The 26,367-nt window shown below is 68.8% G+C and carries 33 protein-coding genes; 16 read left to right on the top strand and 17 right to left on the bottom strand.

Annotation, left to right across the window (positions count from 1 at the left end):
- Positions 1-6: 6 nt before the first annotated feature.
- Positions 7-606: an NUDIX hydrolase gene (locus tag J2753_RS11165; RefSeq protein ID WP_209492136.1), complete on the top strand. Its 600-nt coding sequence runs from the start codon at positions 7-9 to the stop codon at positions 604-606.
- A 447-nt stretch (positions 607-1,053) separates the two neighbouring features.
- Positions 1,054-1,884: a DUF7388 family protein gene (locus tag J2753_RS11160; RefSeq protein ID WP_245334609.1), complete on the top strand. Its 831-nt coding sequence runs from the start codon at positions 1,054-1,056 to the stop codon at positions 1,882-1,884.
- A 14-nt stretch (positions 1,885-1,898) separates the two neighbouring features.
- Here the strand turns inward: J2753_RS11160 and J2753_RS11155 are convergent, their stop codons facing one another.
- The gene (locus tag J2753_RS11155; protein WP_209492135.1) at positions 1,899-2,648 is read right to left on the bottom strand and encodes a CPBP family intramembrane glutamic endopeptidase; all 750 of its coding nucleotides are present in this window, start codon (positions 2,646-2,648) and stop codon (positions 1,899-1,901) included.
- A gap of 76 nt (positions 2,649-2,724) precedes the next feature.
- Between J2753_RS11155 and J2753_RS11150 the strand changes: the two genes are divergently transcribed.
- Together J2753_RS11150 and J2753_RS11145 are read left to right on the top strand one after the other, a co-directional pair.
- Positions 2,725-3,204 carry a hypothetical protein gene (locus J2753_RS11150; protein WP_209492134.1) on the top strand — a complete coding sequence of 160 codons (480 nt, stop codon included), beginning with the start codon at positions 2,725-2,727 and terminating at the stop codon, positions 3,202-3,204.
- A gap of 64 nt (positions 3,205-3,268) precedes the next feature.
- Positions 3,269-4,447, top strand: coding sequence for an MFS transporter (locus J2753_RS11145; protein WP_209492133.1), 1,179 nt, complete (start codon positions 3,269-3,271; stop codon positions 4,445-4,447).
- Positions 4,448-4,818: 371 nt separating this feature from the next.
- On the opposite strand, the gene citZ is transcribed toward J2753_RS11145, so the two are convergent.
- A complete protein-coding gene (gene citZ / locus J2753_RS11140) occupies positions 4,819-5,970 on the bottom strand; it encodes a citrate synthase (RefSeq protein ID WP_209492132.1) in 1,152 nt (383 codons plus the stop codon).
- A 124-nt stretch (positions 5,971-6,094) separates the two neighbouring features.
- Between citZ and J2753_RS11135 the strand changes: the two genes are divergently transcribed.
- Complete coding sequence (locus J2753_RS11135) at positions 6,095-7,318, top strand: potassium channel family protein (RefSeq protein WP_209492131.1); 1,224 nt, start codon at positions 6,095-6,097, stop codon at positions 7,316-7,318.
- On the opposite strand, the gene J2753_RS11130 is transcribed toward J2753_RS11135, so the two are convergent.
- From J2753_RS11130 to J2753_RS11120, 3 genes are read right to left on the bottom strand one after another with little or no spacing between them, the layout of a single operon-like run.
- The gene (locus tag J2753_RS11130; protein ID WP_209492130.1) at positions 7,319-7,609 is read right to left on the bottom strand and encodes a DUF7536 family protein; all 291 of its coding nucleotides are present in this window, start codon (positions 7,607-7,609) and stop codon (positions 7,319-7,321) included.
- Positions 7,610-7,634: 25 nt separating this feature from the next.
- A complete protein-coding gene (locus tag J2753_RS11125; RefSeq protein WP_209492408.1) occupies positions 7,635-8,267 on the bottom strand; it encodes an endonuclease dU in 633 nt (210 codons plus the stop codon).
- On the bottom strand, positions 8,263-8,436 hold the full coding sequence (locus J2753_RS11120; RefSeq protein ID WP_079233657.1) for a DUF5786 family protein: 174 nt from the start codon (positions 8,434-8,436) through the stop codon (positions 8,263-8,265). Before J2753_RS11120 ends, J2753_RS11125 begins: the two co-directional genes overlap by 5 nt.
- A 110-nt stretch (positions 8,437-8,546) precedes the next feature.
- On the opposite strand from J2753_RS11120, the gene J2753_RS11115 reads away from it, so the two are divergent.
- The 3 genes from J2753_RS11115 (at position 8,547) to J2753_RS11105 (ending at position 12,094) form a co-directional block, all read left to right on the top strand.
- A complete protein-coding gene (locus tag J2753_RS11115; protein ID WP_209492129.1) occupies positions 8,547-9,053 on the top strand; it encodes an LUD domain-containing protein in 507 nt (168 codons plus the stop codon).
- Entirely contained in the window at positions 9,050-11,380 is a 2,331-nt protein-coding gene (locus J2753_RS11110) for an LUD domain-containing protein (RefSeq protein ID WP_209492128.1), read from the top strand. Before J2753_RS11115 ends, J2753_RS11110 begins: the two co-directional genes overlap by 4 nt.
- 90 nt (positions 11,381-11,470) lie before the next feature.
- Entirely contained in the window at positions 11,471-12,094 is a 624-nt protein-coding gene (locus tag J2753_RS11105; RefSeq protein ID WP_209492127.1) for an MBL fold metallo-hydrolase, read from the top strand.
- A gap of 48 nt (positions 12,095-12,142) precedes the next feature.
- Here J2753_RS11105 and J2753_RS11100 read toward each other — a convergent pair whose 3' ends face one another.
- Both J2753_RS11100 and trxA read right to left on the bottom strand, forming a co-directional pair.
- Positions 12,143-12,292 (bottom strand): 50S ribosomal protein L40e, encoded by a 150-nt coding sequence (locus tag J2753_RS11100; protein WP_209492126.1) that lies wholly within the window; start codon positions 12,290-12,292, stop codon positions 12,143-12,145.
- Positions 12,293-12,425: 133 nt separating this feature from the next.
- Positions 12,426-12,689, bottom strand: a complete 264-nt coding sequence (trxA, locus tag J2753_RS11095; RefSeq protein ID WP_209492125.1) for a thioredoxin — start codon at positions 12,687-12,689, stop codon at positions 12,426-12,428.
- Between the two features lie 140 nt (positions 12,690-12,829).
- Here trxA and J2753_RS11090 point away from each other — a divergent pair, with 140 nt between their 5' ends.
- From J2753_RS11090 to hisE, 3 genes are read left to right on the top strand one after another with little or no spacing between them, the layout of a single operon-like run.
- Positions 12,830-12,985, top strand: a complete 156-nt coding sequence (locus tag J2753_RS11090; RefSeq protein WP_209492124.1) for a preprotein translocase subunit Sec61beta — start codon at positions 12,830-12,832, stop codon at positions 12,983-12,985.
- A gap of 48 nt (positions 12,986-13,033) precedes the next feature.
- Positions 13,034-13,714, top strand: coding sequence for a pyridoxal 5'-phosphate synthase glutaminase subunit PdxT (pdxT, locus tag J2753_RS11085; protein ID WP_209492123.1), 681 nt, complete (start codon positions 13,034-13,036; stop codon positions 13,712-13,714).
- Positions 13,711-14,028 (top strand): phosphoribosyl-ATP diphosphatase, encoded by a 318-nt coding sequence (hisE, locus tag J2753_RS11080; RefSeq protein ID WP_209492122.1) that lies wholly within the window; start codon positions 13,711-13,713, stop codon positions 14,026-14,028. The genes pdxT and hisE overlap by 4 nt, the downstream gene beginning before the upstream one ends.
- 248 nt (positions 14,029-14,276) lie before the next feature.
- Here hisE and J2753_RS11075 read toward each other — a convergent pair whose 3' ends face one another.
- From J2753_RS11075 to J2753_RS11060, 4 genes are all read right to left on the bottom strand, one after another.
- Positions 14,277-14,558, bottom strand: coding sequence for a type II toxin-antitoxin system RelE family toxin (locus J2753_RS11075; RefSeq protein WP_209492121.1), 282 nt, complete (start codon positions 14,556-14,558; stop codon positions 14,277-14,279).
- Positions 14,551-14,838, bottom strand: a complete 288-nt coding sequence (locus J2753_RS11070; RefSeq protein ID WP_209492120.1) for a ribbon-helix-helix domain-containing protein — start codon at positions 14,836-14,838, stop codon at positions 14,551-14,553. The genes J2753_RS11075 and J2753_RS11070 overlap by 8 nt, the downstream gene beginning before the upstream one ends.
- Before the next feature lie 111 nt (positions 14,839-14,949).
- Positions 14,950-15,618, bottom strand: coding sequence for an NADPH-dependent F420 reductase (npdG, locus tag J2753_RS11065; RefSeq protein WP_209492119.1), 669 nt, complete (start codon positions 15,616-15,618; stop codon positions 14,950-14,952).
- A 57-nt stretch (positions 15,619-15,675) separates the two neighbouring features.
- Positions 15,676-16,551, bottom strand: a complete 876-nt coding sequence (locus tag J2753_RS11060; RefSeq protein ID WP_209492118.1) for a TIGR01548 family HAD-type hydrolase — start codon at positions 16,549-16,551, stop codon at positions 15,676-15,678.
- A 133-nt stretch (positions 16,552-16,684) separates the two neighbouring features.
- On the opposite strand from J2753_RS11060, the gene J2753_RS11055 reads away from it, so the two are divergent.
- Entirely contained in the window at positions 16,685-18,097 is a 1,413-nt protein-coding gene (locus J2753_RS11055) for a hypothetical protein (protein WP_209492117.1), read from the top strand.
- Here J2753_RS11055 and J2753_RS11050 read toward each other — a convergent pair.
- Positions 18,055-18,483, bottom strand: a complete 429-nt coding sequence (locus J2753_RS11050) for a UPF0146 family protein (protein WP_209492116.1) — start codon at positions 18,481-18,483, stop codon at positions 18,055-18,057. The two genes, J2753_RS11055 and J2753_RS11050, sit on opposite strands and share 43 nt — an antisense overlap.
- Positions 18,484-18,521: 38 nt before the next feature.
- Between J2753_RS11050 and J2753_RS11045 the strand changes: the two genes are divergently transcribed.
- Positions 18,522-19,043, top strand: a complete 522-nt coding sequence (locus J2753_RS11045) for an archaemetzincin family Zn-dependent metalloprotease (protein ID WP_209492115.1) — start codon at positions 18,522-18,524, stop codon at positions 19,041-19,043.
- A gap of 58 nt (positions 19,044-19,101) precedes the next feature.
- A complete protein-coding gene (locus J2753_RS11040) occupies positions 19,102-20,238 on the top strand; it encodes an alanine racemase (protein ID WP_209492114.1) in 1,137 nt (378 codons plus the stop codon).
- Positions 20,239-20,256: 18 nt separating this feature from the next.
- On the opposite strand, the gene J2753_RS11035 is transcribed toward J2753_RS11040, so the two are convergent.
- The gene (locus J2753_RS11035) at positions 20,257-20,934 is read right to left on the bottom strand and encodes a PD-(D/E)XK nuclease family protein (protein WP_209492113.1); all 678 of its coding nucleotides are present in this window, start codon (positions 20,932-20,934) and stop codon (positions 20,257-20,259) included.
- An 82-nt stretch (positions 20,935-21,016) separates the two neighbouring features.
- Here J2753_RS11035 and J2753_RS11030 point away from each other — a divergent pair, with 82 nt between their 5' ends.
- Positions 21,017-21,655, top strand: a complete 639-nt coding sequence (locus J2753_RS11030) for a phosphoribosyltransferase (RefSeq protein ID WP_209492112.1) — start codon at positions 21,017-21,019, stop codon at positions 21,653-21,655.
- Here the strand turns inward: J2753_RS11030 and J2753_RS11025 are convergent.
- From J2753_RS11025 to J2753_RS11010, 4 genes are all read right to left on the bottom strand, one after another.
- Positions 21,652-22,290, bottom strand: a complete 639-nt coding sequence (locus tag J2753_RS11025; protein ID WP_209492111.1) for a dienelactone hydrolase family protein — start codon at positions 22,288-22,290, stop codon at positions 21,652-21,654. The two genes, J2753_RS11030 and J2753_RS11025, sit on opposite strands and share 4 nt — an antisense overlap.
- 59 nt (positions 22,291-22,349) lie before the next feature.
- A complete protein-coding gene (locus J2753_RS11020) occupies positions 22,350-23,690 on the bottom strand; it encodes an erythromycin esterase family protein (RefSeq protein ID WP_209492110.1) in 1,341 nt (446 codons plus the stop codon).
- A 5-nt stretch (positions 23,691-23,695) separates the two neighbouring features.
- The gene (locus J2753_RS11015) at positions 23,696-24,454 is read right to left on the bottom strand and encodes a DUF2267 domain-containing protein (RefSeq protein WP_209492109.1); all 759 of its coding nucleotides are present in this window, start codon (positions 24,452-24,454) and stop codon (positions 23,696-23,698) included.
- 163 nt (positions 24,455-24,617) lie between these two features.
- Positions 24,618-25,730, bottom strand: a complete 1,113-nt coding sequence (locus J2753_RS11010; RefSeq protein WP_321168813.1) for an NADH:flavin oxidoreductase — start codon at positions 25,728-25,730, stop codon at positions 24,618-24,620.
- A gap of 230 nt (positions 25,731-25,960) precedes the next feature.
- Here J2753_RS11010 and J2753_RS11005 point away from each other — a divergent pair, with 230 nt between their 5' ends.
- Positions 25,961-26,299 carry a hypothetical protein gene (locus J2753_RS11005; protein ID WP_209492107.1) on the top strand — a complete coding sequence of 113 codons (339 nt, stop codon included), beginning with the start codon at positions 25,961-25,963 and terminating at the stop codon, positions 26,297-26,299.
- The last annotated feature ends 68 nt before the right edge of the window (positions 26,300-26,367 follow it).

Below are 26,367 nucleotides of genomic sequence, written 5' to 3'. Positions count from 1 at the left end.
TCGAGTATGGAGCTGTCGGGGTTACTGGGCCACGAGCCGATCACCGTCGCCGACGCGGAGCGCTGGGCCAGCGTGCTCGCGCCGGTCGTCGAGCGCGACGGCGAGCCCTCGATCCTGTTCATCAAGCGCGCGGAGCATCTGGGCTCGCACCCCGGCCAGATGGCGTTCCCCGGCGGCGGTCACGAGCCGTTCGACCTCGATCTGGAGGAGACCGCCCGACGGGAGGCGTTCGAGGAGATCGGCCTCGACCGATCCGAACCGTCCATCGTCGGCCAACTCGACGACACCACGACCACCTCCGGCTACGCCATCCGGCCCTACGTCGCGCAGGTGCCCGACCGCACCTACGACCCCGACGAGCGCGAGGTCGCCGAGGTGACCACCCTCCCCGTGGCGGATCTCACCGATCTCGCGAACTACGAGTCCGAGCGCCGCGAGCGCCCGGAGGTCGGCGACACGCGCGTCCACTACTTCCACGTCGGCGACTACACCGTCTGGGGCGCGACCGGCCGGATGCTCGTCCAACTGCTCGAACTCACGACCGACTGGTGCGCCCCCGAGTCTGTCGACCGCGTCGTGCCGGCCGGCGCCGAGTTCCCGGTGTAGGACAAGCCGGGGTTTCTGCCTACACTGTTTTCATGCTCCCTGCCGCCCAATCGGGGGTATTCCCACCCACCGACCCGGGCTGCTGGCGACTCGACGCACCGGTGGCGACGACGATGGAGTACCGGACCGACGCTCGCGCCCGGCACATCCCTCGACGCCGCCCTCGCGCTCTCCGCCGCCGGCGTCGGGGCCGACGCCTGTTTGCCGGTCGGCGAGCACCGGTTCGAGACCATGATCTCCCGGGACTCGGGCCCCGACGACCTCAGCGCTGGCGAGCAGTCGGTCGACGGGGGGTTCACGCTGCTGCTGGAGTGATCACGACGACACGCTTATGCCGTTGACCGGGCTACCGAAGCCTGCATGGCCGCACAGGCGATGGATCGCATTCCGCGATTCTAAATCCGCGCAGTTCTCGTACAGCTACCGCAGTACCCACGAGCTTCAGCTATGAACACGCCCGACACCATCACGCCCGACAGCACCGCCCAGCGAACCACGAGCGATAGCATCGGGCCGTTCCCGCGTGTCGGAATCGACGCCGTCGCGCTCAAACCCACCGAGGTCGATCTCTCGCGAGCCACCGACCTGGCGGCGTCGACACTCGTCATCGACTACGAGGGCCGCGAGGCGTTCCCCGACGACGGGACGCTCCGCGCGCTGGCCGAGACGGCCGAGGTCCGGGTCACCACGCCCGTCCGCGCCGACGGCCTCGACCCGATGGGCGACGACTCGCTTGCGCAGTCGATCCCCGCGGAAGTCGGGCGTGTGCTCGTCGCGGGCCACGGCGCCTACCTCTCCGAGGCGGAGAGCCAACGCGCCGTCGCGCCCCGGTTTGGCGAGGGGAGCGAGCAGTACCCCGACGCCTGGGTCGGCACCGAGGGCGTCGAACGCGCCGCGCTCGCGACCGGCGCGACCCAGTTCGAACTCCTCTCGCGCTCGACCGAGCGCGACGTGCGCGCGTTGCGGGCCGCCGGCTTCGAGGGCGAAATCGCGGTGTACGCACCCACCGTGCTGAGCGACGACGAGGACGCGATCCTCGACGCCGTCGGCGCGTACGTCTCCCGGCGCGCACCCGTTCGTCGCGCGCTGCCCGACGGCTGCGAGACCGACTCCGCGGCGACGGGCCGGGCCCGCGACGTACTGCTCGCCGCGAGCAAGGACTTCGCTATCGTCGGCGACGAGGAGACCGTCGAGGCGCGCGTCGACAGCCTCCACGGTGTCGGCGTCGATCAGATCGTCGGCTACCCCGCCCGGGGGCTCGACGAACTGCTCGACTGACTCCCGGTCCCCTTCTACACCGCGCCTAACTCCGCGAACAGCAGCGAGAGCGCCGCGACGTTGTAGCAGCCGTGGACCAGCACCGGCACCAGCAGCGCTTCGGTTCGCTGATAGAGCCAGCCGAGTACGACGCCGATCACAAGCCAGAGCGGCACCGAGACGGTCCCGGCCTCAGGGTTCGAGATGAGGTTCGGCAGGTGCACCAGCGTGAACAGCCCCGCGCTCAGCCCCAGCGCGCGCCGGGCCGGGAACGTCCGCTCGAGGTAGCCCTGCACCACGCCCCGGAACAGGTACTCCTCTGCGGGCCCGACCGCGAGCAGCATCGTCGGCACCAGCAGCGCCAGCAGCGTCGCAGAGAACTGCTCGGGTGTCGTGACGGCGGTCACGGGGTCGATACCGACCAGCGACCCCGCCCAGAAGCTCAGCCGATTGACGGCGACCAGCGCCGCGGTGGCGCCGACGATCAGCGTGGCGTCGCGGGTGGTCGGCCCGTTCGACGGGAGCCAGTCGACCCGGATCCCGGCGCCGTCGTCGGTCTGGCGGAACGCGTAGCCGACGACGATGAACCCTGCTTCGGTGGCCGCCAACAGCACCGCGACGAGCAGCGCTGTCGCGACAGTCGACTCGCCGGCACCGGCGCCGACGGTGAGGAGCGCGCCGACGAATCCACCGACGAAACCACTGATGCCGCTGATGACGAGGCCGCCGATAGCGAGCGTGAGTGCAACGACGAGCGCGACCGGCCGGCTGGGAGGGCCCGACATGAGCCGACCCTTGGTCGCGGGCGACATGAATCCCGGGCCGGGCGTTTATGCCCCGTCGGCCGGAAACCCTGGGCGAATGCAGGTCCGCGACGCAGTCGAGCGCGACGCGCCGGCGATGGCGAGCCTCGGCGACGCCCCCGAGTCGGTGCTCCGGAACCTCGTCCACGACCGGAGCGTGCGCGTGCTGGTCGAGGAGGGCGGTGGGGCAGACGAGGAGGAGAACGACGAAGTCCTCGGGTTCGTGAGCTTCGACGCCCGCGAGGACGCCGTCCACGTCACCGAGTTCGGCGGCGACCGCGCGGCCTGCGAGCGCCTGCTCGCCGAACCCCTTCGGTTCGCGGAGCGAGAAGCGTTCCCCGTCGAGATGCTGCTCCGGGACGCCGACGACGAAGGGTCGCCGACGCGAACAGCCGGCGACGACGAAGGGTCGCCGACGCGAACAGCCGGCGACGACGCGATGCGCGAGGCCGTTGAGGCCGTGGGGTTCACGGAGGCGGGTCCCGGACCCCGATTCCGCGGCGAGACGACCCGGCGCTACCGGTACGAGCCGTCGTAGGGCGATAGGGGGGAGAACGGCCGGAACGACCGCGTTCAAGTGCGTCCGCGGCGGCGACTGAACCGTGAGTCACGAGACCGACGAGGAGCGCCTGTTCCGTGGCTACTCCGGCCGCCTGTTGCTGGTGATTTCGCTGGGGTGGGCGCTGCTGCAGGCGGGCCGGCTGAGCATCTCGCCGCTGTTGCCCGCCATCGGCGCGGAGCTACAGATCTCCAGCGGCGCCGCGGGGTTCGCCATCACGGTCGTCTGGGGCACGTACGCCATCCTCCAGTACCCCAGCGGCCGGCTCTCGGATCGCCTCTCGCGCACGACGCTGCTGGTCGGCGGCCTCTCGCTCGCGGCTGTCGGCTTCCTCACGCTCTCGGCGGCGCCGACGTACCCACTGTTCCTGTTCGGCGCGGTCGTGATCGGCGTCGGAGTCGGCCTCTACCCGACCCCCGCACGGGGGCTGGTCTCGGACCTGTTCGTGACCAAGCGGGGCCGCGCGTTCGGCCTCCACACCGCCTCGGGCGACGTGGGCGGCATCCTCGCGGCCGGCATCGGGACGGTCGTGCTCGTGGTGGCGACGTGGCGCGCGGCGTTCGCCCCCGTCGCCGCCGCGCTGCTGTTGATCGCGCTGCTGCTCCACGGCTGGAGCAACGAGGGGTACGAACTCGGCTCGGTGGATCTCGCCATCGGCGACACGTTCCGCCGGATTCTGGGCGTGCCGCGCCTGCGCTGGCTGCTCGTTGCCTACGCGCTGTACGCGTTCACGTGGCAGTCCGCGACCGGCTTCCTGCCGACGTATCTCCGGGCCAAGGAGCTCTCGCCGGCGGTCGCCAACGCGGGGCTGGCGGTGCTGTTCGTCGTCGGCGCCGTGGTGAAGCCGCTGGCTGGGACGCTCGGCGACCGCGTGCCGCGAGGGCTGCTCGCGCCGGGTGTGCTGGTCGTCGCCGCCGGCGCGCTGGTCGTGGTGGTCGTCTCCACGACGCCCGCCATCGCGCTGGGCGGCATCGCCGTCTTCGCGGCGGGGCTGATGGCCTACCCGCCGGTGATGCAAGCATACCTGATGGACTCGTTCCCGGGCGACAGCATGGGCGGCGATCTGGGGGCGATGCGCAGCGTCTACATCGGTATCGGCTCGCTGGGCGCCACCTACGTCGGCGTCGTCGCCCAGTACGTCGACTACGACACCGCGTTCGTGGGGCTGGTGGGCTGTCTGCTGATCAGTAGTACGGTGATCGTGCTGCGCGGCCGGGAGTGACTGATTGGGGTATTGAGGTCGCGGGGTGTTCGTTGGGAACTTGGTCGTTGGTTACTGGTACTGCTCCCGCGACAGCAACGGCGTCTCTGTCGTTGGCAAATTGTGACCCGAGCCGCGGTGGCGCGCGACGTGAGCGCCTCCGTGCGCGAACGAGCGTGCGAGGGACGAGCGAGGGTTAAGCCCGAGCGAGTCGGCTGGGGAGGACGTGGCTGCGGCGCAGTAGCTGTGCGGGGCGGTGCGGTCACAAGTAGTCAAGGGAACTCCGCGGTGCTGTTCGCGGTTTTCGTGAAGGCCCTTCCGTCGCCACCGTGTTCCCACTCTCGACCACGAAACACTCCTTCGACCCGCTCAAAAACGCACTCAGCTCCGAACTATCGCTCCTCGATCGGCGTCCACTCCGCCTCCGTCTCGCCGGTGTACTTCGCCCGCGGGCGGAAGATGCGGTTGTCCTCGACCTGTTCGAGGACGTGGGCGACCCAGCCACCGACGCGGCTCATCGCGAAGATGGGGGTGAACATGTCGACGGGGATGCCCAGTTGGTAGTACACCGTGCCGGAGTAGAAGTCGACGTTTGGCGCCAGCCCCTTCTCCGTGAAGCCGGCGTCGTCGACGAGATACGCCTCGATGGTGTTGGCGTGGTCGTACCACTTCCGCTCGCCGGAGGCGCCGCCGAGTTGGCGGGACTTCTCCTCGAGAATCACCGCCCGTGGGTCCTTCACGTTGTAGACGCGGTGGCCGAACCCGGGGATCTTGCGGCCGTCGTCGATGGCATCTTTGACCCACTGGATCGGGTCCTTCGCGGACTCGTCGACTTCGATGAGCGTCTCCATCACGTCCTGGTTCGCGCCGCCGTGGAGCGACCCCGAGAGCGCGCCGACGCCCGCGGTGACGGAGGCGTACGTGTCCGCGAGCGTGGAGGCGACGACCATCGACGCGAACGTCGAGGCGTTCAGGCCGTGGTCGGCGTGGAGGATCAGCGCCATGTCCAGTGTCTCCTCGGCCACGTCGTCCGGTTCGGCGCCGGTGAGCATGTAGAGGAAGTTGCCGGCGTGGCTCAGGTCCTCGCGTGGGCCGACTGGCTCCTCGCCGTCGCGGAGCCGCTGATAGGTCGCGAGGATCGTCGGAATCTTGGCCGTAATGCGGCGGCCCTTCCGCAGCGTCGACGCCGGCTCGACGGGGTCCGCGTCGGGTTCGGGGTCGCTGGCCGAGAGCATCGACACCGCGGTCCGGAGCGCGGCCATCGGCGCCTCGTCGGCGGCCGCGAGGTCGGCCAGCGCCGAGCGCACGCGGTCGTCGATGTCGCGCTCGGCGGCCATGGTGTCGCTGAACGAGGAGAGCTCTTCCGCGGTGGGGAGCGAGCCGTACCAGAGCAGATACAGCACTTCCTCGTAGGTCGCCTCCGCGGCCAGCGTCTCGATGTCGTGGCCCCGATAGATCAGCCGACCTTCGTCACCGTCGATGTAGCTGAGGTTCGACTCCGCGACGACGACGCCCTCCAACCCTTTCTGAACGTCACCTGACATAGGCTAGCGATTAGATCGGTCGACGAAAAAGCGTTGCCGTTCCGCACGAACGATCCGGTAGTTTCGACCCGAACCCGCGCTCGCGCCGACAACCCTTATCCGCCATCCCGCTGAAGCGGTGTGTATGGAGCCCGACGTGGCGTACGAGCCGGTCAGCGTCAAGGACGTGCTGTCCGAGATGAAAGACACCGCGGAGCTCCTCATCGACCTCTCGTACTCGGCGGTGCTGTCGGGCAGCGACGAGGTGGCCCAGGAGGTGCTCGCTCTCGAGGAGCGCATGGACGTGCTCCAGCTACAGGCCCGGATGAGCCTCCTGATGGCCGCCCGCAGCCCGGAGGACGCCGAGCAGTTGGCGCCCGTATTGGGCGTCGTCGGCGCCGCCGAGAAGATCGCGGACGCGGCTGGCGACATCGCGAAAGTCGTCCTGGAGGACATCGGCCTCCCGGACGCGATGCGCGCGGCGATCCCCGAGGCCACCGAGGCGCTGGTGCGCGTGGTTGTCGACGCCGACTCGGAGTACGTCGGGCGGACGCTGGGCGGGATCAACATGGAGACCGAGAACGGCGTCCGCGTGATCGCGGTGCGCCGGGCCAGCCAGACGGGCAAGCGCGCCTGGATCACCAACCCCGACAAGGATACCGAGATCACCGCGGGCGACGTGCTCCTGCTCCGGGGGCTCGACGAGGGGCTGGAGACGGTGTACGAGACCGCCACCGGCGAACCCTACGAGCTGCCGGCGCCGGCCGACCAGCCAATCGAGGACCTCGAGCGCGCGGTCGACTCCATCGTCACGATGAAGGACATGAGCGAACTCGCGGTCGACCTCGCGTACGGCTCGATGCTGTTCAACAGCGAGGGCGTCGCCGAGGAGGTGGCCGAACTCGAAGCGGAGGTCGACGCACTCAAGTCCCGGTTCGAGGCGTGGACGCTGCAGGCCGCCAGCCGCGTCGAGGATCCCGTGGAGCTCCGGGGGCTGGTCCACCTCGCCTCCGCGACGGAGGTGATCAGCGACGCCGCCCTGGAGATCAGCGAGGGGGTGCTCCGCGGCCTCGACGCCCACCCCGTCGTCGCCGCCGCCGTCGAGGAGAGCGACGAGGTGATCGTTCGGCTCACCGTCGACGCGGACGCCGAAATCGCGGGCCACACGCTCGGCGAACTGGAACTCGGCACCGAGACGGGGATGCGCGTCATCGCCATCCGGCGGCCGGGCGACGAGACGTCGTGGGTGATCTCGCCCGACGCGAGCACCGACATCGCGGCCGGCGACGTGCTCGTCGCGAAGGGGACCCGCGCGGGCGGCGAACGGCTCTCTGCGTTGGCGGGCGACCCCCTGGCGTTCGACACGTAGCTACGCTTCTTCTCGGAGCAACAGGACGAGCGAGACCAGGGTCAGCAGCGTCGCCACCAAGAGCGCGGCGGCGCTCGCGAGGACGAACGACAGCAGGAGGAACCAACCGGTCTCCCCGAGGACAGGGAACTGTCGGGTGCCGGCAAAGGGGCCGGCGGCCCGGCCGAGGCGGAACACGTAGGCCAGCACCGCCAGCACGACGCCCGCCACGGCGCCGATGGTGGCGTTGCGCCGCACCGACAGCGCCTCGAGCAGCGGCGCGACCGAGGTTTCGGGTGGCTCCTCGCTCATCGAGGGCCGTTGGGTGTGGCGGGGCTTATCGGCGTCGCTCCGTGGTCAGTCGGTCGCCCAGTTCACGCCCGGCCCGGGCGGCCAGTCGCGCCACCCGGAGTGGTTCGGGACGGCCACCTTCGGGCGTGAAGCCGCGAACGATCCGTGCGGCCTCGCAGTTCGGGGCCAGCGGCGGGACAGGGCTGTCGCCACTTTCGGCCCCATCCTCCACCGGCGCGTCGACGCCGATGGCGCGGACGAACACCTGTTCGTCGTTGACCGTCAGCGAGCGCCGCGGCGGCAGGGATCGGTAGGCGTCGAGTCGCCACTCGCGGGCGTCGCCGTCGAACTGCTCGCGGATGGCGGGTTCGAGGCCGGGACTGGCCTCGAAGGAAAGTGAGAGGGTCGGGAGTCCAGTTTCCTCGAACAGCAGTTCCGGGTCGAGGAAGTTGAACCACGCGGGCGCGACGCCCGCGAGCAGGAGGGCTGAGACGTCTGGCCTGTCGATGCGTTCGATCAGGTCGCGGACGGTATCGGTGGCGTCGTCGCCGCCGACGGCACAGCGCCCGTACGCGAGTCCGTCGACCACCCGGTCGGCGCGTACCACGGCGCCGGCACAGGTGGCGACGGACTCGGCGTCGGAGAACGCCACGCCGAGCGCGCGACGGCCCGCCTTAATCGTCCTTGATGTCCTGTAGCCGATCCAGGAGCTCGTCGTTGGAGGCTCCGTTGTCGAACTCGACGGTCCCTTCGTGGGTGCCGCCGTCGGCGTCAACCGCGTCGTCGCCGTCGTTCATGTCGAGCTGCTGATTCTCCTGCTCGGATTCATCGTAGCTCCCGAAGCCCATTACATCTAAACTTTGTGGGTGTGGGTGGATAAACGCTTGGGAGATACGGGTTGGTACCATACCACACGACCTTGGGAGGCTTTATGCGCCGACCAGCCCACCCCTCGCGCATGAGTACGCTCGCCGCGACGTTCACCGACGCTCTGGATGGCCTCGGCGTTGAATCGACGCGCACGACGGCAGCAGGGTTCCCGGATGCGCTGGCGGCAACAGTCGAGGGACCTGCGGTCGGGACGCCGCTCCCCTTTGACGGCGTTTCGCTCGACGGCGCCGACGTGGCCGTGCCGCCGACGCCGGACCAACTCCGGACCGCGAAAACAGGCGTCACGCCAGTCTTCGGCGGCATCGCCGAGTACGGCTCTGTCGTGGTCGAATCCCGTCCTGAAGGTGATGAACTGGTCGCGCTCTACCCCGAGCGCCACGTAGCGGTCCTGCGGGAGAGCGACCTCGTCGCCGGCGTCGATGATGCGACCGACTACCTCCGGGAGCGGTTCGAGGCCGGCCGGGACAGCGCAGTGCTCGCGACGGGTGTCAGCGCGACGGCGGACATGGGCGCCACCGTCGAGGGCGTCCACGGCCCGCGCGAGGTACGCGTCATCGTGCTTTCGGACAGATGAGCGCCGACAACGAGAGCCGTGCCGAGCGCATCCGACGGCTGCTTGAAACCGAGGGCCCCACGGTCAAGCAGAACGCGCAGGGGTTCAACGAGGGGCGCTACGCCGCGATGGCCGACGTGGACGGCGAGCGCCTCCGAACCGAGGCCCGCGAGATCAAGGAGGACGCCATCGAGCGCCTGCCGGAACTGATCGAGACGGTCCGCGAGTGCGTCGAGGCGAACGGCGGCACGGTCTCCCTCGCCGACGACGCCGCCGACGCGAACGAGCACATCGCCGAGGTCTGTGGCGACGCCGACAGCCTCGTGAAGTCGAAGTCGATGACGACCGAGGAACTCGACGTCAACGAACACCTCGCCGCGCGGGGCATCGACGTGACCGAGACCGACCTCGGGGAGTTCGTCCTGCAGGTGGCCGACGAGGCGCCCTCCCACCTGATCGCGCCGGGGTTCCACAAGTCGACCGACGAGATCGCCGACCTGTTCAACGCCCGGTTCGACCCCGCGGAACCGCTCGAAACACCGGAGGGACTCACCGCGTTCGCTCGCGACCACCTCGGCGAGCGCATCCGGGACGCTGACGTGGGGATGACCGGCGCGAACTTCGTGCTGGCCGAGAGCGGGACGCTCGCGCTGGTGACCAACGAGGGCAACGCCCGCAAGTGTGCGGTCACGCCCGACACGCACGTCGCCGTCGCGGGCGTGGAGAAACTCATCCCCTCCGTCGACGAACTCGGACCGATGATCGAACTGCTGGCCCGCAGCGCGACGGGCCAGGACATCGCCCAGTACGTCTCCCTCCTCACGCCGCCGACGGACTCCCCGACCATCGACTTCGACTCCGAGGAGCCAATCGGCGGCGGCGCCGAGGACCGCGAGTTCCACCTCGTGCTCGTCGACAACGGCCGCTTCGAGATGCGCGAGGACGAGGACCTCAAGGAGACGCTCTACTGCGTGCGCTGTGGCGCCTGCAGCAACTCCTGTGCGAACTTCCAGCACGTCGGCGGCCACGCGTTCGGCGGCGAAACCTACACCGGCGGCATCGCGACGGGGTGGGAGGCCGGAACCGGCGGCGAGGCGTCGGACGGCACCGACGCCGGCTCGATATCGCCGGCGTCCGTCGAGTTCAACGATCTCTGTACCGGCTGTTCGCGCTGTGTGAACGCCTGCCCCGTGAAGATCGACGTGCCGTGGATCAACACCGTCGTCCGGGACCGCCGCAACCGCGGCGCCGACCCAAGCGGGATCGAGAGCCTCGCCGACGGCCTCGTCCCCGATTCCGAGTCGGCGGGGATGGACTGGGGCAAGCGCGCGTTCGGCAACATCGACACGCTCGCGCGTCTCGGAAGCGCGACCGCGCCGGTTTCGAACTGGCTGGCCGACAGCGCCCCGGCCCGGGCGCTGCTGGAACGTGGTCTCGGTATCGACGCCCGGCGCGACCTCCCGGAGTTCCGGCGCGAGACGCTCCGGGACTGGGACCAGCGCCGAACCCCCGGGGTCGCATCGCCCCTGACCGACCGCGAGGCGGTGCTCGTCCCGGACGTGTTCACCAACCACGTCGACGTGGACCGGGGTAAGGCGGCGGTCCGGACGCTCGAAGCACTGGGTGTGCCGGTCCGGGTCGCTGACGTGACCGGTACCGGCCGTGCCCCGTTCTCGCAGGGGATGATCGCGACCGCCCGCGAGAAGGCAGAGGCCGTCGCCGACGCGCTCGCCCCGCACCTCAACGTCACCGGAACCGCTGGAGAGCGGTTCCGGTTGGCGGACGGGAGCGAAGCTTCCGTCAACGCCGGTCGAGACCTCGTCTTCGTCGAACCCTCGGACCTCGCGATGGTCCGCGCAGAGTACGACAAACTGCTCCCCGCGGAGCAGGCCGAGAACCTTGCCGACGGGAGCTTCGAGGTGCTGGAGTACGTCTACGGCCTGCTCGAGAACGGCGTCGACCCGGCTCCGCTCACGCGGGGCGACGGCGAGGAACTGACCTACCACGCCCACTGCCAGCAGCGCACGCTGGGCCTCGACGCCCACACCGAGGCGGTGCTGGGCCGACTCGGCTACGACGTGGCGACGACCGAGGCGGAGTGTTGCGGGATGGCCGGCAGTTTCGGCTACAAGGCCGACTACTACGACCTCAGCGTCGCCGTCGGCGAGTCGCTGGCCGCGGAGGTCGAGGCGGCTGACGGCGCCGGCGAAGGCGCCAACGACGATACTGACCGCCGGGTCGTCGCCAGCGGGACCTCCTGCGAGGAGCAGTTGACCGACCTCCTCGACCGGCCGGCGACCCATCCCGTGGAACTGCTCGATCCGGCGCGGGGGCCGACGAGCGAGTGAGTCGGCAGGCCACCGCTGACGCGCCGACGGCAGTCGGTCGCTGTCCGCCGTCGACGCCGCCGTTTTACTCCGGCCGCCCGAAGCCCAGGTATGGAACCGATCAACGTCACTGCCGACGCCGACCAGTTCACCTGCAACGCTTACCTCGTCGACGGCGAGGTCACCACGCTGGTCGACGCCGGCGCGATGCCCGGTGTCGTCGACGAGATCCGGGAGCACGTCGACGACGTGGACCGCGTGGTGCTGACCCACCAGCACGGCGACCACGTCGAGCAACTGGATGCCGTGCTCGACGCGTTCGATGCGGACCTGTTCGCCTACGACGACCACCCGCACCGGACCCACGAAATCGAGGACGGCGACGAGGTCCAGATCGGCGACGAGGTTCACGAGGTCGTCTACACGCCCGGCCACGCCGACGACCACGTCGCGTTCGTCGGCGAGACGACGCTGTTCAGCGGCGACGTGGTGGTGTACAACGACGGCGCGTTCGAGAACGGGAGCTTCGGCCGGACGGATCACGCTGCGGGGGATCGCGAGCGACTGATCGAGAGCCTGCGGACGATTCTGGATCGGCTCCCGGACACCGTGGAGGGGCTCTACGCCGGCCACGGCGACACCTTCGAGGCGACCGAGGGGGAGACGGTGCGGGACGTGATCGAGCGAGCGCTCGAGCGGGCCGAGCGCCGGGAGCCGAAGTACCCCGAGGCGTAGCGCGGCGGCGCCGCTGGAGCGGGTGGAGAACGGGAAAAGCGGGGAGTGTCAGGCCGAGCGGGGCTCTTTCGCCTTCGGGCGGAGGTTCCCGTAGCCGCACTTCCGGCATTCCTCGGCGCGCGGGGAGTTGCGGGCGTTACAGCGCATGCAGATCTGCTTGTCGAGGATGCGTTTCGCCGCTTCGTCGGACTTGGCCATACGTGCGAGTTCTGTCGGCGGGCGTTTAACGCTTGCGAGGCGAAACCATCGGCCTCCTCGGGCCGAGCGCGCCGCTGGCCGCGGGCGCCACGGCTGGTCGGTCGGTGAAAACGGGGGAAGTGGCGCTGCCGGATTACGCGGCCTGGTTCAGCGCGTCCTCGAGCTGGTCGCGCTGGGTGACGCCGACGAAGCGCTCGACGACGCCGTCGTCGTTCTCGATCACCAGCGTCGGCAGCGAGCGGACCGAGTACTCGTTGGCGGTCTCCTGGTCCTGATCCACGTCGATCTTCTCGAAGACCACGTCCTCGTACTCCGATTCGAGCTCTTCGAGGATCGGGTCCTGGGTCTTACACGGGCCACACCAGTCGGCGTAGAAGTCCTTGAGTCGAACGGTCATAGCGTGGTTCGAAATTGGCCATGACCGCGCATAAGGGTTTCCCACGTGTTCGTCGGCGACGCAGTACCGCGTCGAGACGCCCGCTACTCCCCCGCTTCGCTTCCGGAAGGTTTAGGCCGTTGACCGAGCGATTTAGCAGTATGAGCGGAAGCGACAGCGGCGGACTGATGTCCAGCGCGGGGCTGGTCCGCTACTTCGACGCCGAGGACCGCAACGCCATCCGACTGGACCCCCGCACCGTCGTCGCCGCGGGGATGCTGTTCGGCGTCGTCGTCCTCGTGCTCCGGGCGCTCTGAGCCGGGCCGAACGCACCCTTTTTGCGCGCCGCCCGCCCACCGACAGCCATGCAAGCAGGCGTCATCGCGGTCCAGGGCGACGTGAGCGAACACGCCGCCGCCATCGAGCGCGCCGCACGCGCCCACGGCGAGGCGGCCGACGTGGTCGAGATCCGGCAGTCCGGCACCGTGCCCGACTGCGACGTGCTCCTCATGCCCGGCGGCGAGTCGACGGCCATCTCCCGACTGCTCCGGCGTGAGGGGATCGACGAGGAGATCCGCGACCACGTCGCCGCGGGCAAGCCCGTGCTCGCGACGTGTGCCGGCCTCATCGTCGCCGCCACCGACGCGAAAGACGAACGCGTGGAGACACTGGATCTGCTGGACGTGACCGTCGACCGCAACGCGTTCGGCCGGCAGAAGGACTCCTTCGAGGCGCCACTCGACGTGAGCGGCCTCGACTCGCCGTTCCCGGCGGTGTTCATCCGCGCGCCCCTGATCGACGAGGTGGGCGAGGCGCGGAGCGCCCCGGAAGCGAGTGGGGAGGAACAACCCGCGAGCACCGGCGACGGTGAGGGCACGCCGGTCAACGACGGCGAGTCAGTCGAGGTGCTCGCGCGCTGGGACGGCGACCCCGTCGCGGTCCGGCAGGGTCCCGTTGTCGGCACCTCGTTCCACCCCGAACTCACGTCGGACTCCCGGATCCACGATCTGGCCTTTTTCGACACCGTGGAGGTGAGCGGCCAGTGAGCGACGGTGATTCGGTCGAGGACGCCGATTTCGAGTCGGTCGTCGACGACCTGTTCGAGACCATCGAGGACCGGAAACGGGACCTGCCCGAGGACAGCTACACGGCCTCGCTGTTCACCCACGAGAAAGGCGAGAACGCAGTACTGGAGAAACTCGGCGAGGAGTCGACGGAACTGATCCTCGCGGCGAAAGACGACGACCACGAGGAACTGGCCGCCGAGAGCGCCGACTTCATCTACCACCTGCTCGTCCTGCTCTCGATGAAGGAGATGGATCCCGACGACCTGCGGGAGGAGCTGGAGTCGCGGTTTTAGACTGTTCGGCCCTCTTGACCCCTATTCGTACGAAACGGGCTGTAGTGAAACAGCCGGTAAGTAGGTATGTGCAGTAAGTAGGTATGTGCAGTAACCACGAGCGTTCGCGCGAACGAGGGGTCCGAAGGACCCGGTAGTGAGCGCGATTCCCCGGTCGAGCGTAGCGAGACCGGCTTTTTGGCATGAACGGGTTTTCGTCGAGCGGTGCGCGAAGCGCACCCGAGGCGAAAAGAGGTTCGTCTGTATCATCAATCGTCGTCACTGCGATACGCATCGCCACCGCGTTTTCGGATCCGTAGGACGTAGAGGACGTGCTCGGTTCGGTCGGTACGACATCCGAGTCGGAACGGCCCAACACGAAGCTTTTGGTGAGGTGTCCCCTGCAGCGGTTCGAGATGATCAGGCGGATCTCGCCATTCGTCGGTCACAATTTCGTTGAGTTTGCTGGCGATACGGTCACGTGCGTGCTCGTCGAGGCCGTCAAAATCACGCCGTGCGGTGTCAGTGAGTTCCCAGTCCCACTCACTCATCGCTGTCGCGTGCCGGCGTCTCGAGCCCGTAGTCAGCCTTCACATCGTCGCTACTGTGGGTGCGGCCTTCTCGAATTTCGGCTTCACTGGTGAGCATCGCCTTCAGATCCGCACGGTTGAATTCGGGATGTTTGAGTGCGTCCCGAAGCACAAATCGGATGAATTCGCTTCGACTGTTGAACCCCTGTTCCTCCCACGTCGCATCGACATCTTCGAGGAACATCTCTGTCATCCGGATATTCACCGTCGTCTTATCAGGGGGAGACTCCGCTTCTGCCATACTTTGTGTTGACATTGTGTACGAATAAGCATTACGTCAGTCAGTAGTTCGTCTGTACTTGCTGATCTCCCTTCCAGACGAATCACCAGCCGAGAATCCCGCTACCCCCGACTACTTCAGCTCCAGCCCCAGATCGTGCAGCCCCTCGTTGTGCATCGCGACGTTGACCAGCAGCGGCGTCAACGACTCCACCTCGGCGGCGTTCGCGAGGCCGCCGGCGTCGAGTGCCCGCAGGTCGTCGATGCCCTCCGCGAGGTCGGTCACGATGGATTTGGCGTCGGCGTCCTCGCCGACGACGAACGTGTCGATGTCCAGCGGCGCGTCTAAGTTCGCCAGCCGCCCGGCCGCGAGGTTGTGGAACGCGCCGACCAGTTCGACGCGGTCGGGCACCGCGCTGGCGGCGTGTTCGGTGACGCTGCCGGCGGGCGGGGGCGAGTAGTGGAAGCCGTCCTCGTCGCGGTCCATCCCCGTCGCGGGCGAGACGACGATGTCGCCCTCGTCGAGTTCGTCGGCGACGGCCTCGATGGTGTCGTCGACGTAGTACGGCGGGACGGCGACGACGACCACGTTCGCGAGCGCCGCCATGTCGGCGTTGGTGCCACCCTCGACGGTCGTCTCGACGCCGCGGGAGTCGAGTTCGACTTCGTACTCCTCGGCTTTGGTCTCGGCCTTCCCGGCGTCCCGGGAGCCGATCAGTACGTCGTGGGTCGTGTGGTAGGCGAACCGGAGGGCCAGCCCCTCGCCGATGTCGCCGGTGCCGCCCAGCAGCGCGATATCCATGGCTACGCGTCCGTCCGGTTCGGTGGTAAGCGTTCCGTCACCAACAGCGCGCCGCCGTCAGTCCAGCAGGGGCGGCAGGTCGTTCACGGAGTCCACCACCGCCGCGGCGCCCTCGGCCTCGTACTTCCGGCGCCCGGATTCGCCCGTGAGGCCGCCCGTGAGGACGCCGACGCCGTGGTACGTCCGCGAGTCGTCCGCCTCGGCGGCGTTCACGGCGGTCCGCACGTCGTCCAGCGTGTCGCCGACGAACGCGGCCGACTCGGCCCCGAAGCGCTCGGCCAGCGTGACCAGCGCGTGCGGGTGGGGTTTGCCCTCGTCCCAGTCGTCCATCGTGAAGCGGTGGTCCTCGGGAACCGAGAGCCCCGCCCGCTCCAGCGCGATCTCGGCCTCCGCCTCGGGCCGCCCAGTGAGCACACCCACCGAGAAGCGGGACTGGAGCGCCTCGACCGTACTGGGTTCGAGGATCACTGGCTCGTCGTGGATGTAGCCCGGCGCGTCGAACGGTGGCTCGCCGCCCTCGATCTCGCGGTAGAGATCGGCGCCGAGGTAGAGCGCCTGGAACGTCTCCCTGACGCCCTCCGGGTCCCACTCGGCCTCGATGGCATCGGCATCGAAGCCGTCGCGCTCGGCCGCCTCGCGCAGGACTGCACGGCCGCCCGCGAGCCCGCTCTCCTCGTGGGCGGCGATGGCGTCGGTGAACTCCGCAGTATCGCCGGCGTAGCCCGCCTCCCGGGCGAGCACGAACAGCGCCGCCGCGTCGGTGAGTTCCCAGTCGTTGTTGAAGCCGCCGGCGTCCTTGAAGCGCTGGATCGTCGCGCGCTCGATTGTCCCGCCGTGGCGTCGCTCGACCGTCTCGATGATCGCCCGCCGGTAGGAGTCGGCCACGTCGACGAGCACCCCGTCGACGTCGAGGACGACCGCGTCCGCGTGCATACCCGGCTCTCCGGGACCGGGGTGAAAGGCGTTTGCGGCTCGCGACGGCCGCCGGAGCGCCACCACGGCCGACAACTCTCAAAGTTAATAACTGGCTCATCAGGCTTATCCTCGGCTAGGGGAAGCATAAATCGTGACTTCGGGCATACGCCCCGCCCCGGGCAGGCGGGCGGCAACCGCCGTGTTGGTCTTCTGCGTGCTGCTCGCTGGCGTTTCAGCGCCTGCTGGGGGTGTCAGCGCGGCCGTCGCGTCAGGCGGCGCCGACGCCACTTCGCCCACGACCACGAACGGGGCAGCGTCGCTTTCGGTCGCCGTTGAACGCGACAGCGAGACGGTTCGGTTCCGGGCGAGCGTCGACGCCGCCGACGCCGCCGAAGACGTCCGCCTCGACAGTGCGTTCGGGCTGTTGACAGTCTCCGAGAGCGACGGCTTCCGGAAGGTAGACGGGAGCTACCGCCTCCGCGAGGGCCGCGAGCAGGGAACGCTCGTCGCCGCCATCGACCTGAGCAACTCCCGCCAGACGCCCCTGGGCAAAATCGGCCAGAACGGCCCGTTCCAGGCGGGCGAGGGCTGGGCGTTCGCTCCTTCGCCGCGGTTCCACCTCTCGTGGCGGGAGGACGGCCGTATCCTCGACCAGCGGTTCGGGCCGGGCGCCGCTGCCGACGAGGCGAACGTCAGCGTCGGCAAGCGGTTCGTCTTCATCGGCGCCCACCGTGTCCACGAATCCGGCGACGTGCGCCTGATCCTCCCCGAGCGGGCTCGTTTCGCCGTCGGCGTCGACCGAGCGCTCTCGCTGGCCGACCAGAGCTATGGCGTGGTCGGCAGCGACCCCGACGGGCCAGTGACGGCGTTCGTCCTCCCACGGGCGGTTCGGGCCGGCGGTGCGGCCAGCAGCACCGATCTCTGGGTCCGGGCCGACGCGGGCAAGCGTACCGTCGCCCACGAGTTCGGCCACACTGCGCTTGCGCTCAGGACGACCGACCGAACCCGGTGGCTGGGCGAAGCGAGCGCCGAGTACGTCGCCTACCGCGTCGCCGGCCCCGAAGATACCGTCGGGGTGCTCACCGCACGGGTGACCCAGCCAGACGCCGTGCTCGCGGACCGTGAGACGTGGGGCGGCGCCAGCGTCGCCTACCGCAAGGGGGCAGCGGTGATCGCACATCTCGATGAGCGCATCCGTCGAGCGACCGACGGCGAGCGCTCGGTATCGACGGTGTTGGCAGCCCTCTCGGCGAGCAAGCGAATCGACTCCGAGAGGCTCCATGCGGCCGTCACCGCCGCCAGCAACGAGGCGACGGCGACGTGGCTCCAGGAGCATGCCGGTAGCTCGGCAGGGCTGGACGACGCTGCGGGGTCGTCGGCGTCGACGGGGACCCCTGGCGCGGAGCAGCGGTTCTCCGGGACGAACGATGGCTTGGACGGGATCCCGCTCGCGGAGCTTTCGGGGCTGCTCACCGCGCTGGGTGCCTTCGTGGTGATAGGGTGGGTGCTCCTGCGGGGCTGCTACCGGCTCCTTTCCCGGTTCCGTACGGGTTCTGCGGTGTAGAACGTCGTTCTAATGTCTCCCTCCAGCAGCGACTCGCGGCGGACGGGGATCGCTGGCTCGTCGAACCCCAGGGTCGTGAAACAGAACGTCGCACCCACGCGCTCGGCCAGGTCCCGGATCGGTCGGTGGAGGTCCGGCGGACAGTTGAGCGCGTAGATCGTGTCCACCTGGTGGAACGCGTCGGGGTCGTCGACGGTCGTCACGTCCTCGACGCGGAACTGGACGCCTTCGGGGACCGAAATCTCGACCACGTCGGTCGCACGTACGTCCGCGCCGGCAGCAGCGAGGCCGGCAGCGACGCCGGTTCGATCACCGATGCCGACCTCCAGCAGTCGGTCGGCATCCCGGAGCCGTCGGACGATCAGGAGGTCAGTTGCGCGTTCCATGCCGAGGGTTTATACTCTTTCTCGGCGTGACTCGCCATATGCACGTCGACATCGTTCCGGTGGGGGCGGTCCCAAGTCGCGCCAAGCGGGAGGCCTCAGAGGCGCTGCGGTCCGTCTACGGCTGCGAGGTCGGCGTTCGGAGCGAACAGCCGATCCCCGAGGACGCGCTCGACCGCGGCCGGAACCAGTACCGCGCCGAGCGGTTCATCGAGGTAGCCAGCGACACCGGCACCGGCGAGAAGAACATCGCCATCACCACCGAGGACCTCTACTACCGCCAGCGCAACTACGTGTTCGGGCTGGCGTACCTCAACGGCCGCGGGTCGGTCATCTCGACCCACCGACTCAACACCTCCTCTGACGGCGGTATCTCCACGAAACCCACCTCGGAGGTGTTCGCCGACCGCGTTCGGAAGGAGGTGGTCCACGAGATGGGCCACAACTTCGGCCTCGAGCACTGCGACAACAGCAAATGCGTGATGTCCTTCTCCCCGACGGTGCGTGAGGTCGACGTGAAAGAGGAGAACCTCTGTGGCTCCTGCTCGCGGCTGCTCGGCTAGTCGGTCGGCGCCTTTCCCCTTCCGTCCCGTTTTTGCCCTTCCCGGCGGCCTCTCCTGTATGACCACGTGGACCAGCGACCAGATGGGCCCCCGCCTCGGCGAGTCCGTCGACGCCCTCGAGACGCCCGTGCTGCTCGCACACGTCGACGCGATGGAGCGAAACATCCGCGAGTACGCCGCCGTCGCCGACCAACACGACGTGGACCTGCGCTCGCACGTCAAGACCCACAAGAACGCGGAGTTGGCGGCGATGGAGAACGACCTCACCGGCGACGCCGGCATCTGCTGTCAAACCCTCGGCGAGGCGGAGACGATGGCCCGCAACGGTCTCGACGACATCTACCTCTCCTACCAGGTGGTCGGCGAGTCGAAACTCGACCGCCTCTGCTGGATCGACGGGAAAGTCGACGCGCTGGCGACCACTGTCGACTCCGACGCGACGGTCGATATGCTCCACGCGGCCGCCGAGCGCAACGACCGTACGCTCCACACCGTTCTCGAGGTCGACATGGGGCTCAATCGGACCGGCGTCGCGCCCGGGGACGCACCCGCGCTCGCCCAGCGCATCGCCGACGCCGATTCGCTCGCCTTCGACGGCATCCTCGCCTACGACGCCCACGTCAAGAGTCGGGCGTCGACCGAGGCAGAGTTCGAAGAGGAAGCGTGGGCGGCGATGGAGTTGGCGCAGGAAGTCGTCGACGACATCGAGGCCACCGGCGTCCCCGTCGAGGAGGTGAAAGTCGGCGGCACCGCGACCTCGCGCTACAGCGCTCGGCACCCCGTCGTCACTGAGATCAACCCCGGGATGTACCCGTTCAACGACGTGGGCGAACTCGAACTCCGGTCGTGGGAAGTGAGTGAGGCCGACTGCACCGCAACCGTCCTGACGACCGTGATCGCGGTTCCCGACGACGACCGGCTGGTCGTCGACGGCGGCAGCAAGACGTTCTCGCTGGACAAGCCCCAGATGCCGGTGCCCAAACACCGCGACGACATCGAGTACGTCAACGCCAGCGAGGAGCACGGCTGGATCGACACCAGCGAGGCCGACGAGACGTTCGAGGTCGGCGACCGACTGGAGTTCATCGTGCCGCACGTCTGTACGACGATCAACCTCCACGACCTGATCGTCGGCGTCCGCGAGGCCGAGGTGGCGGACCTCTGGGAGGTGCAGGCCCGCGGGAAAGTCCGGTAGGCGTCGACGCCCGGCCGCTCACGCCGTTTCTGCCCACGAGCAGAACTCACAGTCCTCAGAGTACTCCGGGACCGACCCCGCGAGCACCCGCACCGCCCGCCGCATCAGCGCCCGTGGCCGGCCGGGTCGCAACCGAACCCAGCGGAGTTCCGTGTCGAACGTGATCGGCCCGTCGCCCGTCGGGTAGACGTACAGCAGCAGTCCGAACGGCGCCGTCCGGTGGCCGTTCTCCGCCAGCAGGTGGCCGTAACACTCCAGTTGGCGCTGGTAGCCTGGATACACCGTCTCGGGCGGCGTGCCGTGGGTCTTGTAGTCGAGTGGGACGAACGCGCCGTCGGCCAGTTCGAGCAGGTCGTCCATCGCGCCACGGAGCACCGCGCCGGTGTCGGGGTCCGTAACGGTCGGGTCTCGCTGCCACGTTCGGCAGGCCGACAGAAACGCGTCGTCGTCCACCAGCGTCGCATCGAGGCGGGCGGTCCGCAGCGCCGGCGGGAGGGTTCCTGCTTCGCGATGTCGTTCGAACGCCGCCCGCACCTCGCGTTCGACGCCCGAGACGACCGACGGGAACGCCTCCTCCGGCCGGGTCTCCCCTCGCTGCATCCGGACCCAGAAGCAGCGCTCGCAGTCTACGAGGAGGTTCAGCCGCGCCGGCGAGAGCGCTGGCGGCCCGTCGTCCGCCGCCTCGGACGGTGCCATACTGGGTCGTTGGGCGCTCGTGCGGATAAGTGTGGGCCGGCCGCGCCCGGACTTTATGCCGATCGCGGCCGAATCTGGGATCATGTTTCAGGACCGTCACGACGCGGGCCAACAGCTCGCGGATCTGGTCGCCGAACGCGTCCCGGAGGCCGACCTCGTGCTCGGGATTCCACGGGGTGGGCTGCCAGTCGCCCGGCCCGTCGCCGAACGGCTGAACGTCCCGCTGGACATCATCGCGGCGAAGAAGATGGGGATGCCCGGCAACCCGGAGTTCGCCATCGGCGCCGCCGCGAGCGACGGGAGCGCGTGGGTCGACGACGAGGTGGTCGAGCGCTACGACATCGACGAGGAGTACATCGAGAACGAACGCGAGCGGGCGGCCGAGACCGCCAAAGAAAAGATCGAGACCTACCGCGAGGGCCGCGAAGAACCCGAGATAGCGGGCAAAACCGTCGTCATCGTCGACGACGGCGTCGCGACTGGCGCCACCGCACGGGCCTGCCTTCGACAGGTCACCGAGGCCGGCGCCGAACGAGTGGTCCTCGCGGTGCCAGTCGGGCCGTCCGAGTCGCTGGCCGATCTGGAGCGCGAAGCCGACGAGGTAGTCGTTGTCGAGGAGCCGGAACGCTTCGGCGCGGTCGGCGCCCACTACCGGGAGTTCGGGCAGGTGTCCGACGAGGAGGCGGCCGACTACCTCGACTGGGAGCCGGACGGTAGCTAGCCGAGGTGGTCGACGAACCAGCCGGCCGCGTGGTCGGCGACTTCCTCCAGTTGGCCCGGCCCCTCGAACAGGTGGCCCGCCCCCTCGACGATTTCGAGGCGCTTCTCGCCCGTTAGCTCGGCCAGCGTCTCCTCGTTGAGTTCCAGCACGTCCGTGTCCTCGCTGCCGACGATGAACAGACACGGGGCGTCGATGTCCATCGCGGCGTCGCCGGCCATATCGACCCGGCCGCCCCGGGAGACGACGGCGTCGATGTCGGGTTCCTCCTTGCTGGCCGCCCGTAACGCCGCGGCGGCGCCGGTACTCGCACCGAAGTAGCCCACTGGAAGGTCGGCCGTCTCGGGGTGGTCCTCGACCCACTCAGTCGCGCCGGCGAGGCGCTCGGTGAGCAGCGGGATGTCGAACCGCGTCTGGCGGACCACGTCCTCCTCCTCGGTCAGCAGGTCGAACAGCAGCGTCGCCAGGCCGTCCTCGCGCAGGCGGTCGGCCACCGCGTTGTTCCGTGGGCTGTGCCGGCTGCTGCCGCTCCCGTGGGCGAACAGGACGATTCCTTGTGGCTCCTCGGGGACGATCAGTTCACCCTCCAGCGCCACCTCGCCCAGCGAAATCTCGACGAGCTGTTGGAAACGCGTCATACCGGCAGCTCGGCCGGCTGCCTCGAAAAAGCGGCGGCCGATTTGGGTGTTCGCCGGTCTCAGAGTCCGTGTGGGTACAGTTCGGGGACGCGTTCGCGGTCGGGGTGGAGTTCGACCGCGTGGAGCGCCTCGGTCTCGTCGATGTGGACGAACGCGTCGTAGCGGTCGGGCAGCACCGTCGGCACGTAGTTGCCCGATTCGTGGTTCGGGTGGTAGACGACGCCGATGGCGCGGTGGCCCCGTGGCTCGGCCAGCGGGCCGTCCTCGGGTAGGTCGTCGCTGAACAGCAGCGCGTTCTCCGGGTCGGCGCGATGGAACACGTGCTCGTAGCTCCCCTCGCGGCCCGGCGGCACGTCCTTGGTCCGCATCTCCGAGCCCCAGGAGTTCGCGGCGATGACCTCGCCGCGGTGGGTGCCGAAGCCGACGACGTACGTGTCGCCGGTGGTCTCCTGCTCGCGGACCAGTTGACCGATGTTGATCCGGTCCTGCTGGGGCATGTCCGTCGCCCGGGCGTCGCCGACGTGGGTGTTGTGGGCCCAGACGATGCCCTTGGCGTCGTCGCCGTGGTGATCGAACAGGCGGTTCAGCGTCTCGGTCATGTGCCGGTCCCGGACGTTCCAGGAGTTCTCCTCGCCGGTGACCGTCGCGCGGTAGTACGCCTCCGCGTTGTGGGCCACCAGCGCGTTCTGCTCGGCGTTGAAGCGGTCGTCTGGAGTCCCCTCGCCGTACGCCGGCGCGCGCTCGCGCACGTCGAGCAGCAGGTCGATCACCTCCTCCTGGCAGGACTCGGGCACCGTCCGCAGCGCCCGGGCGTAGCGCTGGGCGTCGCGGCCGTACGGCTCGAAACACCGGGCGGCCTCCCGGGCCGCCTCGGCGGCCTCGGGGTCGACCCCCTCGAGATAGTCGACGACGGCCTCCAGCGACTCGTAGAGGCCGTACACGTCCAGTCCGTAGAACCCCGCCTGCTCCTCGTCGGGCCGGCCGTCGTTGTGGGTGCGCAGCCAGCGGAAGAACCCCTCCATCTCCCAGTTGCCCCACATCCACGTCGGCCACCGGTCGAACGCCGAGAGGGTCTCGTGGGCGTCGTCGTTCGCGTCGGGGTAGTCCTTCACGAACCGGTTGGCCGCATAACAGCTCGTCCAGTCGCCCTCGACGGCGACGAAGTCGAAGCCGTAGTCCCGGAGCAGCCGGGCGGTGAGCTGTGCGCGCCAGCGGTAGAACTCCGAGGTGCCGTGGGACGACTCGCCCAGCAGCACGCAGTCGGCGTCAACGAGTCGGTCGACGAGCACGTCGAGGTCGCGGGGCCCGTCGACCGCGTGGGCATGTTGGTTCACCGCAGCGATGGCGCGGTCCGTCTCGGCCGGGCCGCGGAACGAGCCGCGTTGGTTCTGGTCGGGCATCGTGGCTACCCGTCGAGAGCGATGACCGAGGCGTACTGGTCGGGGAGTTGGGCCGCGGCGTGCTCGCGTTCGGCTTCCGGAACGGTCTCGACGAGGGCGTCGGCGACGGCGCCGGCGTACTCGCGGGCGCGGTCCTCGGAGACGTCCGCGCGGGCGGCGATCCGTTCGATGAACTCCTCGGGGGAGAACGCCTCGGCGTTGTGGGTCGCCCGGACCGAGAGCCACGACGACGCCTCACCCCGGAGGTACGGGGTGATGTCGAGCGCTTCGCCCTCGGAGAGCCGGTGGCCGAGCACCGCGAGCGTCTCGCGGGCGGCCGATTCGGCCGTCTCGTCGTCGAACTCGCCCTTCTCGGCGACCACGTCGACGAACGACCGGCCGGGTTCGACGGTCGCTGGCTCGAACAGCGTCCCGTACTCGGGCGGGAGTTGGTCGCGGACATCACTGATCACGTCCTCGCCGACCACCTCGATCAGGCTGGCGAGCACGACCCGAACTTTCGGCTTCGGGTGCTCGATGTCGGCCTCGGTCTGCACCCGGTCGAGGAACGCCTCGAGGTCGAGTGGCGTCGTTGCCTCCCCCTCGGCCTCCCGGATGTTCGCCGCATAGTGCTCGGGCAGGTACTTCGCGATATCGCGACGGTTGCCGGGGGAGACCGACGCCCCCAGCGCCGAAAGCGTCGCGGTGATCGTTCGGTCCGCCGCCTCTTTCGACTCGAACGCCTTCGACTCGCAGGCCAGGTCGAGAAGTTCATACTCGGACATCCCGGCGGTGTTTTGACTCGCATCATCCTTAACTGCTTTAGCCGACATTTCTGATCGAGTAAACGTTCGGGCGGCGACGCCGACGGTTCCGTGACCCGAGTGATGAACCCCTTCGCCCGAACGCCGGGACCCACCCCGACGGCATCGCCTACCGCGAGTAGCCTCAGTCGTCGCTGGCGGCGTCAGCCGCGGGCACCTCGTGGTCGGCGTGTTCGGCGGTCGGGACGAGGAACTCGACGGGGTCGAACGCCGTCAGGTCCTCGTCCTCGCGGACGCGTGCGGGCCAGTCGGGGTTGGCCAGCGCGCTCGTGCCGAGCGTGACCAGGTCCGCACCGGCGTCCAGTTTCTCCTCGGCCGCCGCCGGGTCGCCGAGGCCGCCGTTGTCGATCACGGTCGTCCCATCGTCGGCGTACTCCGCTGCTGCGCCCGCGAGCGTCAGGCCGCTGTCGAACGTCGGCGCCGTCGCGTCGCCCTCGGTGACGTGGAGGTAGTCCGCGCCCGCCGCCGACAGTTCCTCGAAGAACACCGCCGCGGCGTCCTCACCCTCCGGCCACGCGTACTCGTCGTCGGAGACGGCGGTCTGTGAGACGCGGATCCCCACGACGAACCCCTCGGGGGTCGCCTCGTCGACGGCCGCGACGACTTCGGCCGGGAATCGGACCCGGTTCTCGGGGGCGCCGCCGTACTCGTCGTCGCGCTCGTTGAAGTACGTCGAGAGGAACTCGTTGAGCAGGTAGCCGTTGGCGCCGTGGATCTCGACGCCGTCGAAGCCGGCATCGCGGGCGCGCTCGGCCGCGGCGACGAACCCCTCGCGGGCCTCCTCGAGGTCCGCGTCGGTGGCTGCCGTCGGCGTCGCGAACTCGCCGCTGCCGCCGTAGGCTTCGGCCATCTCGCCCTTCGGGGCGACTGCGGAGGGGCCCAGTGTCTCGCCGTCGGTGTGGGGGTTGCCCTGCGTCTGGGCGCCGGCGTGCATCAGCTGTGCGAAGATCGGCGCGCCGGCCTCGTGGACGGCATCGACGACCTGCTCCCACGACTCGGCCTGTTCGTCGGTCGCCAGTCCGGGCTGGTTGAGGTAGCCCTGTGCGTAGGCGTCGTCGGGGTAGACGCCTTCGGTGACGACGAAGCCGAAGTCCCCCGCCGCGAACTTCCGGTAGTAGTGGGCCATCGCCGCGGTCGCGCGGCCGTCCTCGGTCGCGCTCACTCGCGTCATCGGCGCCAGCCCGACGCGGTTGTTCAGCTCTACCTCCCCCAGCGTGTACGAGTCGAAAAGCGTCACACCGAACCGAGGCGGCGGGAACCGACAGGCAGTTCGGTAGCCTGCAAACGTGCCGGTATCGAATGCGACCATCTGCCGTGGAATTAACCCACTTCCGTTCTCGTCTACCCCTGAGCAGGTCAACCCTCCCAGTGGTGGGATTCCTTCGGAGCACTACATTTTGTTCCCGTTCGGCGGGAGAATGACCGTCGAACGGAACGACTAATTGACTAGCGGGGCAACCCGTGGTGATGAACGATTCCGGTCGGAGCGCAACGTTGGACGTGCTCTCGTCAGTACTATCCTTCGCCACCGTCTGGCTCCTACTGGGTGTTCTCCCTGGAACAGTCGCTGCGCATGGAACAACTACGGGTGGGCTTTCACATTGGCACGGTATCGCTCTCTTGTTGCTCGGGGGCGCCATTACCGGAGCAGGGATTCTGGCGAAGCGATACGACAAGGGGACGCTGAGGATGGTCCTCTCGACTGTCTTCGCCGGAATCGTTATCGCCACTGTCGGTGCTGTGCTTTTCGACGTACACTCTCCGGATCCTGTTTATAAAGAACAAGGAGAATACCTGCGCCTTTAGGCGCGGGATGAATCCGACACTCGGACCGGCAACCTACCGACAACACTCCAGCCGGATATTCTCCCCTC

It is taken from the genome of Halolamina salifodinae, assembly GCF_017874235.1.
Taxonomy (GTDB): Archaea; Halobacteriota; Halobacteria; order Halobacteriales; family Haloferacaceae; genus Halolamina; species Halolamina salifodinae.
This window is presented reverse-complemented; position numbering and strand designations above follow the sequence as displayed.

Coding starts and splice junctions, on each gene's coding strand:
- J2753_RS11165 (WP_209492136.1), top strand. CDS start 7: ATGGAGCTGTCGGGGTTACTGGGCCACGAGCCGATCACCGTCGCCGAC.
- J2753_RS11160 (WP_245334609.1), top strand. CDS start 1,054: ATGAACACGCCCGACACCATCACGCCCGACAGCACCGCCCAGCGAACC.
- J2753_RS11155 (WP_209492135.1), bottom strand. CDS start 2,648: ATGTCGGGCCCTCCCAGCCGGCCGGTCGCGCTCGTCGTTGCACTCACG.
- J2753_RS11150 (WP_209492134.1), top strand. CDS start 2,725: ATGCAGGTCCGCGACGCAGTCGAGCGCGACGCGCCGGCGATGGCGAGC.
- citZ (WP_209492132.1), bottom strand. CDS start 5,970: ATGTCAGGTGACGTTCAGAAAGGGTTGGAGGGCGTCGTCGTCGCGGAG.
- J2753_RS11135 (WP_209492131.1), top strand. CDS start 6,095: ATGGAGCCCGACGTGGCGTACGAGCCGGTCAGCGTCAAGGACGTGCTG.
- J2753_RS11130 (WP_209492130.1), bottom strand. CDS start 7,609: ATGAGCGAGGAGCCACCCGAAACCTCGGTCGCGCCGCTGCTCGAGGCG.
- J2753_RS11120 (WP_079233657.1), bottom strand. CDS start 8,436: ATGGGCTTCGGGAGCTACGATGAATCCGAGCAGGAGAATCAGCAGCTC.
- J2753_RS11115 (WP_209492129.1), top strand. CDS start 8,547: ATGAGTACGCTCGCCGCGACGTTCACCGACGCTCTGGATGGCCTCGGC.
- J2753_RS11110 (WP_209492128.1), top strand. CDS start 9,050: ATGAGCGCCGACAACGAGAGCCGTGCCGAGCGCATCCGACGGCTGCTT.
- J2753_RS11105 (WP_209492127.1), top strand. CDS start 11,471: ATGGAACCGATCAACGTCACTGCCGACGCCGACCAGTTCACCTGCAAC.
- J2753_RS11100 (WP_209492126.1), bottom strand. CDS start 12,292: ATGGCCAAGTCCGACGAAGCGGCGAAACGCATCCTCGACAAGCAGATC.
- trxA (WP_209492125.1), bottom strand. CDS start 12,689: ATGACCGTTCGACTCAAGGACTTCTACGCCGACTGGTGTGGCCCGTGT.
- J2753_RS11090 (WP_209492124.1), top strand. CDS start 12,830: ATGAGCGGAAGCGACAGCGGCGGACTGATGTCCAGCGCGGGGCTGGTC.
- pdxT (WP_209492123.1), top strand. CDS start 13,034: ATGCAAGCAGGCGTCATCGCGGTCCAGGGCGACGTGAGCGAACACGCC.
- J2753_RS11075 (WP_209492121.1), bottom strand. CDS start 14,558: ATGAGTGAGTGGGACTGGGAACTCACTGACACCGCACGGCGTGATTTT.
- J2753_RS11070 (WP_209492120.1), bottom strand. CDS start 14,838: ATGGCAGAAGCGGAGTCTCCCCCTGATAAGACGACGGTGAATATCCGG.
- npdG (WP_209492119.1), bottom strand. CDS start 15,618: ATGGATATCGCGCTGCTGGGCGGCACCGGCGACATCGGCGAGGGGCTG.
- J2753_RS11060 (WP_209492118.1), bottom strand. CDS start 16,551: ATGCACGCGGACGCGGTCGTCCTCGACGTCGACGGGGTGCTCGTCGAC.
- J2753_RS11050 (WP_209492116.1), bottom strand. CDS start 18,483: ATGGAACGCGCAACTGACCTCCTGATCGTCCGACGGCTCCGGGATGCC.
- J2753_RS11045 (WP_209492115.1), top strand. CDS start 18,522: ATGCACGTCGACATCGTTCCGGTGGGGGCGGTCCCAAGTCGCGCCAAG.
- J2753_RS11040 (WP_209492114.1), top strand. CDS start 19,102: ATGACCACGTGGACCAGCGACCAGATGGGCCCCCGCCTCGGCGAGTCC.
- J2753_RS11035 (WP_209492113.1), bottom strand. CDS start 20,934: ATGGCACCGTCCGAGGCGGCGGACGACGGGCCGCCAGCGCTCTCGCCG.
- J2753_RS11030 (WP_209492112.1), top strand. CDS start 21,017: ATGTTTCAGGACCGTCACGACGCGGGCCAACAGCTCGCGGATCTGGTC.
- J2753_RS11025 (WP_209492111.1), bottom strand. CDS start 22,290: ATGACGCGTTTCCAACAGCTCGTCGAGATTTCGCTGGGCGAGGTGGCG.
- J2753_RS11020 (WP_209492110.1), bottom strand. CDS start 23,690: ATGCCCGACCAGAACCAACGCGGCTCGTTCCGCGGCCCGGCCGAGACG.
- J2753_RS11015 (WP_209492109.1), bottom strand. CDS start 24,454: ATGTCCGAGTATGAACTTCTCGACCTGGCCTGCGAGTCGAAGGCGTTC.
- J2753_RS11005 (WP_209492107.1), top strand. CDS start 25,961: ATGAACGATTCCGGTCGGAGCGCAACGTTGGACGTGCTCTCGTCAGTA.